Here is a 12,439-nt window from a genome sequence, read left to right on the forward strand (position 1 = left end):
CATGTTATCACTACAAGAATTTGTACAAAATCGTTACAATAAAACCATTGCAGAATGTAGCAATGAAGAGCTTTACCTTGCTCTTCTTAACTACAGCAAGCTTGCAAGCAGCCAAAAACCAGTCAACACTGGTAAGAAAAAAGTTTACTATATCTCAGCTGAGTTCTTGATTGGTAAACTCTTGTCAAACAACTTGATCAACCTTGGTCTTTACGACGATGTCAAAAAAGAACTTGCGGCTGCAGGTAAAGACTTGATCGAAGTTGAAGAAGTTGAATTGGAACCATCTCTTGGTAATGGTGGTTTGGGACGTTTGGCTGCCTGCTTTATCGACTCAATTGCGACTCTTGGTTTGAATGGTGACGGTGTTGGTCTTAACTACCACTTTGGTCTTTTCCAACAAGTTCTTAAAAACAACCAACAAGAAACAATTCCAAATGCATGGTTGACAGAGCAAAACTGGTTGGTTCGCTCAAGCCGTAGCTACCAAGTACCATTTGCAGACTTTACTTTGACATCAACTCTTTACGATATTGATGTTACTGGTTATGAAACAGCAACTAAAAACCGCTTGCGTTTGTTTGACTTGGATTCAGTTGATTCTTCTATTATTAAAGATGGTATCAACTTTGACAAGACAGATATCGCTCGCAACTTGACTCTCTTCCTTTACCCAGATGATAGTGACCGTCAAGGTGAATTGCTACGTATCTTCCAACAATACTTCATGGTTTCAAACGGTGCGCAATTGATCATCGACGAAGCAATCGAAAAAGGAAGCAACTTGCATGACCTTGCTGACTACGCAGTTGTACAAATCAACGATACTCACCCATCAATGGTTATCCCTGAATTGATCCGTCTTTTGACTGCACGTGGTATCGAGCTTGACGAAGCAATTTCAATCGTTCGTAGCATGACTGCCTACACTAACCACACAATCCTTGCTGAAGCCCTTGAAAAATGGCCTCTTGAATTCTTGCAAGAAGTGGTTCCTCACTTGGTACCAATCATCGAAGAATTGGACCGTCGCGTGAAAGCAGAATACAAAGATCCAGCTGTTCAAATTATCGATGAGAGCGGACGTGTTCACATGGCCCACATGGATATCCACTACGGATACAGCGTTAACGGGGTAGCAGCGCTCCACACTGAAATCTTGAAAAATTCTGAGTTGAAAGCTTTCTACGACCTTTACCCAGAAAAATTCAACAATAAAACAAACGGTATCACTTTCCGTCGTTGGCTCATGCATGCTAACCCAAGATTGTCTCACTACTTGGATGAGATTCTTGGAGATGGTTGGCACCATGAAGCAGATGAGCTTGAAAAACTCTTGTCTTATGAAGACAAAGCAGCTGTCAAAGAAAAATTGGAAAGCATCAAGGCTCATAACAAACGTAAATTGGCTCGTCACTTGAAAGAACACCAAGGTGTGGAAATCAATACAAACTCTATCTTTGATATCCAAATCAAACGTCTTCACGAGTACAAACGCCAACAAATGAACGCTTTGTACGTGATCCACAAATACCTTGACATCAAAGCTGGTAACATCCCTGCTCGCCCAATCACAATCTTCTTTGGTGGTAAAGCAGCTCCAGCCTACACAATCGCTCAAGATATCATCCACTTGATTCTTTGCATGTCAGAAGTTATTGCTAACGATCCAGCAGTAGCTCCACACTTGCAAGTTGTTATGGTTGAAAACTACAACGTTACTGCAGCAAGCTTCCTTATCCCAGCATGTGATATCTCAGAACAAATCTCACTTGCTTCTAAAGAAGCTTCAGGTACTGGTAACATGAAATTCATGTTGAACGGAGCTTTGACTCTTGGTACTATGGACGGTGCTAACGTGGAAATCGCTGAGTTGGTCGGTGACGAAAACATCTACATCTTTGGTGAAGATTCAGAAACTGTTATCGACCTTTACGCAAAAGCAGCTTACAAATCAAGCGAATTCTACGCTCGTGAAGCTATCAAACCATTGGTTGACTTCATCGTTAGCGATGCAGTTCTTGCAGCTGGAAACAAAGAGCGCTTGGAACGTCTTTACAATGAATTGATCAACAAAGACTGGTTCATGACTCTTCTTGACTTGGAAGACTACATCAAAGTCAAAGAGCAAATGTTGGCTGACTACGAAGACCGTGACGCATGGTTGGATAAAGTCATCGTTAACATTTCTAAAGCAGGATTCTTCTCATCTGACCGTACAATCGCTCAGTATAACGAAGATATCTGGCACTTGAACTAATACTCTTCGAAAATCAAATTCAAACCACGTCAGCGTTGCCTTGCCGTACTCAAGTACAGCCTGCGGCTAGCTTCCTAGTTTGCTCTTTGATTTTCATTGAGTATAAGATACAAATTCATACTAATACATTTTGTAAAAAAGCGAGTTTCGATTGAAATTCGCTTTTTTAAATGCTGTGGATTTGGGTCAATCTTGTCTAAAAATAGGGAAATCCTAGATACAGTGAAGGCTTTAAATGCTGGTTTTTACTGTCTTCAGCCTTATATTTCTTCGTAGTTGTTTACCTCATATCTCTTGTATTCGCTTACATAAAGTATTATAATATGATTGTAGGAAAGAAGGTGTTCTTATGTGGAAAAAATATTTTTCAAAATATAGATGGACGGATTTATTTTGGATTCTATTTGTTATTTTAACATGCCTCTTGGCGGGTAATAGTAATCTTTACCCCCTTACCCATCAAGAAATCTCTTATCATGGGTGCTTATCGGGAATTACACTTGCCTTATTTCACTTGCTATTCATTGATAAGTTTGTAATTTCGAATCGAAAATAAAGATTAGAGCTATGCTTGACTGTGTACTTTTATGATTGATTTTTGGGGGAAGATTTTGTCTCTGTTATTTATTATTTTAAATTTATTTATTTTGTACAAAATCTATTCTTTGAGGCGGGAGAAATCGAAATACTTGATTTATACGGCCTATATCATATTTGGGGTAAATGTACTATATGGTATTCAATGGTTATTAAAAGAACTGATTTCAAAGATTTCCACTTAATGTGTATAGAAACTCCAGTGATTTTTGCATAACAAAACGCATAAGATTAAGGTTTTTGAGTACCTGTTCTTATGCGTTTTTGTAATATTAAAGATTTTCGGTAAGTTTTATACCTTTGGGAAGTCTAGTTTAGAATGCTTTCCCAACCAAAATCTTTGCTTCGATAGTAATCTCTGTCACTTGGCTCCAGTCAATCTTAGTCTGGTCGATGTGAAAGAGTAGGGGCGTCATACTGAGTAGGGCTTGGAGTTGTTCTGCTGTGATAGTCTTAGTCAGAGAGGCAGTTTGACTAGATAGGATGGTAAAGTGTTCCTGGAAATGCTCCTTGATATCTTGGTTGGAATAGTCCTTGTTTGTCAGCTGGTCTTGTACCTTCTGACGGATTTCCTTGAGGTGATTTTTAGTTGGAATAACCTTTATCAAGATACCGTCTTTGGATAAAACGCGACGAAATTCTCCATAGTTTGCAGGTGAGAAGATATCAAGCAGGATATCCATGCTGGCGTCTGTTATAGGAAGACGAGCCAAGTCGCCTACAAACCAATTGACTGCCCAGTTGGGTTCACTTTTAGCAGCGATTTGGACGGAATCTTTGGAAATATCAAAGGCATAGAAGGTTTTGTCAGGATGACTTTCTTGGAGTTTGCGAGAATAGAATCCTTCGCCACAACCGATATCTAAGACTGTGGTGCTAGTGTCTGAATTTGCTAACAAGTCAGATACAGTCTCTAAGATAGCGTGGTAAAAGCCAGCTTCTAGGATTTGTTGACGGTTTTGAAAATTTTCCTTGTCGTAGTTAGTAGATTGCTTGATTTGAGGGGCTAGATTGACATAGCCAAATTTCGCCAGGTCAAAAGAATGACGGTTGCAGCACTTGAGACTAGTCTCTAGCAGAGTCAGATTTTCTTGACAGATAGGGCAGGCAAAGGCAGTCGCAGAAGCAAAACGCTGGAGTTTAGGTTTGAGATTTGTATTCATAGTTTAAGTGTATCAAAAGAGGCAAATGAAAGCAACTTTAGGATGATTTGTAATAAAATTAAATAGTAGTATAATTACTTTTCAAAGTGCCAAAATTAAATTGCTTTTATATCTAAATTGCTATATAATAATAGCTAGGAGGAAATAAGTATGTTAAAAGAAGTATTGACCGTCGCAAAAGTTGCGAAAAAATCATCACTCTTTTTAGGTGGTGTTGCATTTGGTACCCTTGGTTTGAAAATCTTGGCAAGTAAGGAAGCTAAAAAAGGTTATTCTAAAGCCTTGGCTAAGGCTTACAAGTTGAAAGACGGGCTAGACGCATCTGTTTCTGTTGTGAAGCAACATGGAGACGATGTCTTGCAAGATGCCAAATATTTGTACGAGCAAGAGAAAAAAGAAGAGCAATTAGATAGCCTTATAGGAGAATAATATGTCTTTTAAAGTGCTACATAGAGGATACCAACATATCCGACTATCATCTTCTTTTTCACTCACCTTGGATATTCAAGACTATCTTCGTTCCTTGGCGAGAGATGAAAAGGGGATTGAGTCTATCCAGTTTTACATGGATCAACAGCACTTTACTCTACGCATAAAAGAAGGCTTTTCTGTATTAGATAATGCAGAAGCCTTTTTAAAAAGAATTGATAAAGGGAAAGTTTCTGAGCTGATGACTCTTCCCATTCGTAGAGAAGAGAGTGCTTATTCTATTGTTTCAGGTGCAGCGATTAAGCGTGTGCTTTTTCGTAGTTTTGTGCCGTATCCTATTCGCTATATATGGACTTGTTATCAGGCTTTGGGTTATGTTAGAGAAGCCTATCAAACACTGGCGCGTAAGGAACTAACAATGGAAGTCTTGGACTGTTCGGCGATTTTATTGTCCTTGTTTATGAACCAATCCAAGACGGCTAGCAATATCATGTTTATGCTTGATTTGGGGAATCATTTAGATCAATGGTCCTTGAAAAAAACTGCAACAGATTTAGAACAGAGTCTTCTTGCAAAAGAGAGCGATGTATTCTTAGTGCAGGGCGATACGGTCGTTAGTATCAAGAGTTCCGATGTTCAAATAGGAGATGTCTTGGTCCTATCTCAAGGAAATGAAATTCTGTTTGATGGACAAGTGGTTTCAGGTTTAGGTATGGTCAACGAAAGCTCCTTGACGGGAGAGAGTTTTCCAGTTGAAAAAAGAGAGTCTGATTTGGTTTGTGCAAATACAGTATTAGAAACTGGAGAGTTACGCATTCGTGTAACCGATAATCAGATGAACAGCCGTATTTTACAACTGATTGAGTTGATGAAGAAATCTGAAGAAAACAAGAAAACGAAACAACGCTATTTTATCAAGATGGCGGACAAGGTCGTCAAATATAATTTCTTGGGGGCTGGGCTGACTTACCTATTAACAGGTTCTTTTTCTAAGGCTATCTCTTTCCTATTGGTCGATTTCTCCTGCGCTTTGAAAATCTCTACTCCTGTAGCTTATTTGACAGCTATCAAGGAGGGGTTGAATCGTGAAATGGTGATTAAGGATGGGGATGTTCTGGAGAAATATCTGGAAGTTGATACTTTCTTGTTTGATAAGACGGGAACAATCACAACTAGCTATCCGATAGTTGAAAAGGTGTTACCTTTTGGGGACTATAGTGAGGAAGATATTCTCAGAATCAGTGCCTGTCTTGAGGAGCACATCTATCATCCTATTGCTAATGCTATCGTCAAGCAAGCTGAGATAGAGGGGATTGAACATGAGGAAATGCATGGGAAACTCCAATATATCGCAAGTAAGGGAATTAAGTCACATATTGATGGCCAACTAGTTGTTATTGGGAATTATGTCTTGATGCAGGATGAGCAGATTCATATTAGTTTGGAACAACATGCTTTGATTGAAGAGTACAAGAATCACTACAATCTCTTATTCTTAGCCTATCAGAATGAATTGATTGGAATGTTCTGCATTCATACTCCTTTGAGAAAAGAAGCAAAAGCAGCCTTGGAGAAACTTAAGGCACAAGGGAAAAAATTGATTCTGGCAACAGGGGACACCTTGGTTAGGACAGAGGAATTAGTCAAAGATTTGCCCTTTGATCAGGTTTATACAGATTTGAAACCTGATGGGAAATTTGAGTTAGTAGAGGAACTGCAGAAAGCAGGTCACACTATTTTGATGGTTGGGGATGGGTTGAATGACTCAGCTGCTCTAACCCTATCAGATATCGGTGTGGTGATGAATGAGAGTGCAGATATTTCTAAGCAGATGAGTGATATCTTATTGTTAGATAATCGTTTGGATTTCTTCCAAGAGTTGGATTGGCTATCATCATCTTTGCAAACACTCATCAAGAAGAATATTCAAGATACTGTTGTCGTAAATAGTAGTTTGATTGGCTTTGGCTTATTTAATTGGCTCAGTCCTTCAAATCTCTCTATCTTACATAATCTAACAACCTTGCGCATTGTACTGCGTAGCCTGTCTATTAAAAATAGATAGATGAGAGTTATCAACAACAAAAAGGAGTTACCTTTCTTGAGGTTAACTCCTTTATTTATAGGTAAATGTTGAACAATTTAGTAAGTCAATACAAAGTATTTTTTCTTCCCACGACGGATAACAGTCAGTTCGTTCTCAAGCTTATCTGCGTCACTCAAGACATAGTCAAGGTTTTGGATGCGGTCACCGTTTACGTAAATAGCTCCATTTTGGACATCTTCACGGGCTTGGCGTTTTGAGTTAACCACACCAGATGAAACGAGCAGTTCCACGATATTGTGGTCTTCATCAGCTTGAACGTGGTAGTTTGGCACGCCAAGAAGTCCTTGTTTGAGCTCTTTGACAGAAAGATTTTTGATGTTTCCGGCAAAGAGTTGCTCGGTAATGTTAAGGGCTTCTTTGTAGGCTTCTTCGCCGTGAACAAGTGTGACAACTTCACGAGCCAAGACTTTTTGAGCCAAGCGTTCGTGTGGCGCTGCTTCAAATTGTTTACGAATGTCTTCAATCTCATCAAGTGACAAGAAAGTAAAGATCTTCAAGAAGCGAACAGCGTCAGCGTCCATAACGTTCATCCAGAATTGGTACATTTCGTATGGAGAAGTCTTTTCAGGATTGAGCCAAACTGCGTTTCCTTCTGATTTACCAAACTTCTTACCAGTTGCATCGGTAATCAGTGGAACAGTGATAACGTAACCAGTTTTGTCAGCTTTACGACGAAGCAATTCAGTACCAGCTGTCATATTTCCCCACTGGTCAGAACCACCGATTTGTAGCGTTACGTTGTGGTCTTGGTTAAGGACGAAGAAGTCGTACCCTTGCATGATTTGGTAAGCAAACTCAGTGTAAGAAATTCCAGTTTCAATTCGTTTTTTAACAGATTCCTTACTCATCATGTAGTTGACCGTGAAGTATTTTCCAATGTCACGGAGGAAGTCAATGAAGCTGATGCTGCCAAACCAGTCGTAGTTGTTGACCATGACAGCTTTATTTTCGCCATTTTCAAAGTCAAGAAAACGAGAAAGTTGTCCTTGGATAGACTTGACCCAGCCATTTACTGTGTCTTTTGTTTGGAGACTACGTTCAGCATCTTTGAAGGACGGATCTCCGATGAGACCTGTAGCACCGCCAACGAGCGCATAAGGTTTGTGACCTGCTAATTGCAAGCGACGACTTGTCAAGATTGCGACAAGGTGGCCTAGGTGAAGGCTGTCAGCAGTTGGATCGTAGCCAGTATAATAAGAAACTTGACCTTCTTCTAGGGCTTTACGCAAAGCTTCTTCATCAGTCGTTTGAAATATCAAACCACGCTCTTTTAGCTCATCAAAAATGTGCATGTGTCTTTTCTCCTTTTTAAAATTATTGTTTCTAACTATTGTATCACAAACTTGGGCAATAGCCTAGCAGAATAGGGAAGAAAGTGGCTATTTTATTGAAAGTTTCCCTTTTATGGTATAATAGATAGAGTGAGGAAATCCATGCAAAATCAAGTAAATGAATTAAAACGAAAAATGCTGGAATTTTTCCAGCAAAAACAAAAAAATAAAAAAACAGCTAGCCCTGGCAAGAAAGTCTCAAGTGTCCAAAAATCTAAATCCTTAGAGAAGCCAGCTATTTTTCCAGCTATTTTACTGAGTATAAAAGCCTTATTTAACTTACTCTTTATACTCGGTTTTCTAGGAGGAATGTTGGGAGCTGGGATTGCTTTGGGGTACGGAGTGGCCTTATTTGACAAGGTTCGGGTGCCTCAGACAGAAGAATTGGTACATCAGGTCAAGGACATCTCTTCTATTTCAGAGATTACCTATGCGGATGGGACGGTAATTGCTTCCATAGAGAGTGATTTGTTGCGCACTTCTATCTCATCTGAGCAAATTTCGGAAAATCTGAAGAAGGCTATCATTGCGACGGAAGATGAACACTTTAAAGAACATAAAGGTGTAGTGCCCAAGGCGGTGATTCGTGCGACCTTGGGGAAATTTGTAGGTTTGGGTTCCTCTAGTGGGGGGTCGACCTTGACCCAGCAACTAATTAAACAGCAGGTGGTTGGGGATGCGCCGACCTTGGCTCGTAAGGCGACAGAAATTGTGGATGCTCTTGCCTTGGAACGCGCCATGAATAAGGATGAGATTTTAACGACCTATCTCAATGTGGCTCCCTTTGGCCGAAATAATAAGGGACAGAATATTGCAGGAGCTCAGCAGGCAGCTGAGGGGATTTTCGGTGTAGATGCCAGTCAGTTGACGGTTCCTCAAGCAGCATTTTTAGCAGGACTTCCACAGAGTCCCATTACCTACTCTCCTTATGAAAATACTGGGGAGTTGAAGAGTGATGAAGACCTAGAAATTGGCTTAAGACGGGCTAAGGCAGTTCTTTACAGTATGTATCGTACAGGTGCCTTAAGCAAAGACGAGTATTCTCAGTACAAGGATTATGACCTTAAACAGGACTTTTTATCATCGGGCACGGTCACAGGAATTTCACGAGACTATTTATACTTTACAACTTTGGCAGAAGCTCAAGAACGTATGTATGACTATCTAGCTCAGAGAGACAATGTCTCCGCTAAGGAGTTGAAAAATGAGGCAACTCAGAAGTTTTATCGTGATTTGGCAGCCAAAGAAATTGAAAATGGTGGTTATAAGATTACTACTACCATAGACCAGAAAATTCATTCTGCTATGCAAAGTGCGGTTGCTGACTATGGCTATCTTTTAGACGATGGAACAGGTCGTGTAGAAGTAGGGAATGTCCTGATGGACAACCAAACAGGTGCTATTCTAGGCTTTGTAGGTGGTCGTAATTATCAAGAAAATCAAAACAATCATGCCTTTGATACCAAGCGCTCACCAGCTTCTACTACCAAGCCTTTGCTGGCTTACGGTATTGCTATTGACCAGGGCTTGATGGGAAGCGAAACGATTCTATCTAACTATCCAACAAATTTTGCTAATGGCAATCCGATTATGTATGCTAATAGTAAGGGAACAGGAATGATGACCTTGGGAGAAGCTCTGAACTATTCATGGAATATCCCGGCTTACTGGACCTATCGTATGCTCCGTGAAAAGGGTGTTGATGTCAAGGGTTATATGGAAAAGATGGGTTACGAGATTCCTGAGTACGGTATTGAGAGCCTGCCAATGGGTGGTGGTATTGAAGTCACAGTTGCCCAGCATACTAATGGCTATCAGACCCTAGCAAATAATGGTCTATATCATAAAAAACATGTAATTTCTAAAATTGAAGCAGCAGATGGTAGAGTGGTGTATGAGTATCAGGATAAACCGGTTCAAGTCTATTCAAAAGCTACTGCGACGATTATGCAGGGCTTGTTGCGAGAAGTTCTATCCTCTCGTGTGACAACAACCTTCAAGACGAATCTGACTTCTTTAAATCCTACTCTGGCTAATGCAGATTGGATTGGGAAGACTGGTACAACCAACCAAGACGAAAATATGTGGCTCATGCTTTCGACGCCTAGATTAACCCTGGGTGGCTGGATTGGGCATGATGATAATCATTCACTGTCACGTAGAGCAGGTTATTCCAATAACTCTAATTACATGGCTCATCTGGTAAATGCGATTCAGCAAGCCTCCCCAAACATTTGGGGGAACGAGCGCTTCGCTTTAGATCCTAGTGTCGTAAAATCCGAAGTCTTGAAATCAACAGGTCAAAAACCAGGGAAGGTTTCTGTTGAAGGAAAAGAGGTAGAGGTCACAGGTTCGACTGTTACCAGCTATTGGGCCAATAAGGCAGGAGCGCCAACGACCAGTTATCGCTTTGCTATTGGTGGAAGTGATGCGGATTATCAGAATGCTTGGTCTAGCATCGTGGGGAATCTACCAACTCCATCAAGCTCCAGCAGTTCAAGTAGTAGCTCTAGCGACAGTAGTAACTCAAGTGCTACACGACCTTCTTCTTCAAGGACGAGACGATAAGTTCTATAAACTGTGCTAAATGAAGTGGCTAATCAATGGATTGCCACTTTTTTCTTTTTTACTTTCGTGTTACAATAAAGGTATGAATCAGTATCAGAAAAAGATTGTTAAAGGAACTATTTATTCGCTTCTATCCGGCTTAATATGGGGAATCTGTGGAATTTTAGGAGAATATTTCTTTACTCATTATCAGGTGTCCTCTGGCTGGATTACCTCTATGCGTTTGACACTGGCAGGGAGTCTTGTGCTCATTTGGTCAGCAATGCAATTAAAATCGCAAGTGTTAGATATTTGGCGAGATAAGAAAAATTACCTGCCCTTTTTAGCCTATGCTATTTTGGGGATTTTGTCAGTTCAGTATTTTTTCTATCTCTGTGTAGAATACTCAAATGCAGCGACAGCAACTATTTTACAGTTTATTAGTCCTGTCTTTATCCTCTTTTACAATCGCTTGGTTTATCAAAAACGAGCGTCAAAAAGCGCTATTTTTTATGTTTTGGTTGCCATGTTGGGTGTTTGCCTGATGGCGACAAAGGGGGATCTCTCTCGATTATCCATGACACCACTAGCCCTTGTGACGGGTTTGTTGAGTGCCATGGGGGTCATGTTTAATGTTATCTTGCCTCAGCCTTTTGCGAAGCACTATGGTTTTGTACCCACGGTTGGGTGGGGGATGATTTTGGCAGGTTTATTTAGCAATGTCCTTTCTCCGGTATATCAACTTTCCTTTACTCCTGATATTTGGAGTATCTTGATTTGCCTTATTATCGCTTTCTTCGGTACAGCTTTTGCTTTTTTCATTTCTATGAAGGCAGTGTCCTTGGTTTCTCCTTTGGTTGTTTCCGTTATCAGTGCTAGTGAACCTCTCTCTTCTGCCCTTTTGAGTGTTTTGTTTTTAGGATTGGTAGTGGATTGGTCCCTTCTTCTAGCTATGGCCTTGATTATTTTGCCTATGATTTTCCTATCGGTAGAAGAAGCGAAAGAAAGTAAATAAAAAGTCTTTTCTTAATTCTAAAAGTGTGCTATACTAGAATAGTCAATAAAACATGGGGAGATAGTTGTGAAGAGTGTTTTTAGGTTGTATCGGTAGGGGCTTGCTTTTACCGACAGCACGTTTTATCTCACATCCCTAAAAATCATACCTAAAAACAAACAAAAAGGCTTCAAATTTGAGGCCTTTTTTGGTAGAATAGGTATCATTAAAATGAACTAGGAGGCGCCTATGACTGCTACAAAAATGAACGCTCAAGAAATTATCCAATTTATCGCCAATGCTGAAAAGAAAACCAGTGTGAAAGTAACCTTTGAGGGACAACTCGCAACTGCTGTACCAAGATCTGTTGTTAAACTAGGGAATGTACTATTTGGAGACTGGAAAGATGTTGCTCCTCTTCTCGATGGTTTGGTAGAAAATCAAGACTATGTTGTTGAGCAAGATGCTCGCAATTCTGCAGTTCCTTTGCTAGATAAACGTGCTATCAACGCTCGTATCGAACCAGGTGCTATTATCCGTGATCAGGTTGAAATTGGTGACAATGCTGTTATCATGATGGGAGCAGTTATCAATATCGGTGCTGAAATTGGTGCAGGAACTATGATTGACATGGGTGCTATCCTTGGTGGCCGTGCTATCGTGGGGAAAAACAGTCACGTTGGTGCAGGTGCCGTTCTTGCAGGTGTGATTGAGCCAGCTAGCGCAGAACCAGTCCGTGTTGGAGACAATGTTCTCATCGGTGCCAACGCAGTGGTTATCGAAGGGGTCCAAATCGGTAGTGGTTCAGTTGTCGCAGCAGGAGCTATTGTTACCCAAGATGTCCCAGAAAACGTGGTGGTAGCAGGTGTTCCAGCTCGTATCATCAAAGAGATTGATGCCCAAACCCAACAAAAAACAGCGCTAGAGGATGCGCTTCGTACCTTATAATTGTAAAAGTAATAAAGAGGCGGAACCCTTCTTCCAGCCTCTTTCTGCTATATCGGAGGATAG

General features: G+C 40.5%; 9 protein-coding genes. 7 read left to right on the forward strand and 2 right to left on the reverse strand.

The window, feature by feature from the left end:
• Position 1 precedes the first annotated feature (1 nt).
• Positions 2 to 2,260 carry a glycogen/starch/alpha-glucan family phosphorylase gene (glgP, locus tag SMSK564_RS0102875; RefSeq protein ID WP_000950165.1) on the forward strand — a complete coding sequence of 753 codons (2,259 nt, stop codon included), beginning with the start codon at positions 2 to 4 and terminating at the stop codon, positions 2,258 to 2,260.
• Between the two features lie 349 nt (positions 2,261 to 2,609).
• Positions 2,610 to 2,816, forward strand: a complete 207-nt coding sequence (locus tag SMSK564_RS13755) for a hypothetical protein (RefSeq protein WP_033630792.1) — start codon at positions 2,610 to 2,612, stop codon at positions 2,814 to 2,816.
• A gap of 355 nt (positions 2,817 to 3,171) precedes the next feature.
• On the opposite strand, the gene SMSK564_RS10125 is transcribed toward SMSK564_RS13755, so the two are convergent.
• Positions 3,172 to 4,020 (reverse strand): putative RNA methyltransferase, encoded by an 849-nt coding sequence (locus SMSK564_RS10125; protein ID WP_001095520.1) that lies wholly within the window; start codon positions 4,018 to 4,020, stop codon positions 3,172 to 3,174.
• Between the two features lie 150 nt (positions 4,021 to 4,170).
• On the opposite strand from SMSK564_RS10125, the gene SMSK564_RS10130 reads away from it, so the two are divergent.
• Positions 4,171 to 4,449: a DUF6110 family protein gene (locus tag SMSK564_RS10130; protein ID WP_000910910.1), complete on the forward strand. Its 279-nt coding sequence runs from the start codon at positions 4,171 to 4,173 to the stop codon at positions 4,447 to 4,449.
• A 1-nt stretch (position 4,450) separates the two neighbouring features.
• Positions 4,451 to 6,514: a heavy metal translocating P-type ATPase gene (locus SMSK564_RS10135; RefSeq protein ID WP_000008778.1), complete on the forward strand. Its 2,064-nt coding sequence runs from the start codon at positions 4,451 to 4,453 to the stop codon at positions 6,512 to 6,514.
• Between the two features lie 77 nt (positions 6,515 to 6,591).
• On the opposite strand, the gene tyrS is transcribed toward SMSK564_RS10135, so the two are convergent.
• Entirely contained in the window at positions 6,592 to 7,848 is a 1,257-nt protein-coding gene (tyrS, locus tag SMSK564_RS10140; RefSeq protein WP_000546911.1) for a tyrosine--tRNA ligase, read from the reverse strand.
• Positions 7,849 to 7,989: 141 nt separating this feature from the next.
• Between tyrS and pbp1b the strand changes: the two genes are divergently transcribed.
• The 3 genes from pbp1b (at position 7,990) to dapD (ending at position 12,376) form a co-directional block, all read left to right on the forward strand.
• Complete coding sequence (gene pbp1b, locus SMSK564_RS10145; protein WP_001181096.1) at positions 7,990 to 10,455, forward strand: penicillin-binding protein PBP1B; 2,466 nt, start codon at positions 7,990 to 7,992, stop codon at positions 10,453 to 10,455.
• Between the two features lie 82 nt (positions 10,456 to 10,537).
• Positions 10,538 to 11,449 carry a DMT family transporter gene (locus SMSK564_RS10150; protein WP_004236961.1) on the forward strand — a complete coding sequence of 304 codons (912 nt, stop codon included), beginning with the start codon at positions 10,538 to 10,540 and terminating at the stop codon, positions 11,447 to 11,449.
• Positions 11,450 to 11,677: 228 nt separating this feature from the next.
• The gene (gene dapD, locus SMSK564_RS10155) at positions 11,678 to 12,376 is read left to right on the forward strand and encodes a 2,3,4,5-tetrahydropyridine-2,6-dicarboxylate N-acetyltransferase (RefSeq protein WP_000127458.1); all 699 of its coding nucleotides are present in this window, start codon (positions 11,678 to 11,680) and stop codon (positions 12,374 to 12,376) included.
• Positions 12,377 to 12,439 lie beyond the last annotated feature (63 nt).

The organism is Streptococcus mitis SK564 (assembly GCF_000148525.1).
Classification (GTDB): Bacteria; Bacillota; Bacilli; order Lactobacillales; family Streptococcaceae; genus Streptococcus; species Streptococcus mitis_H.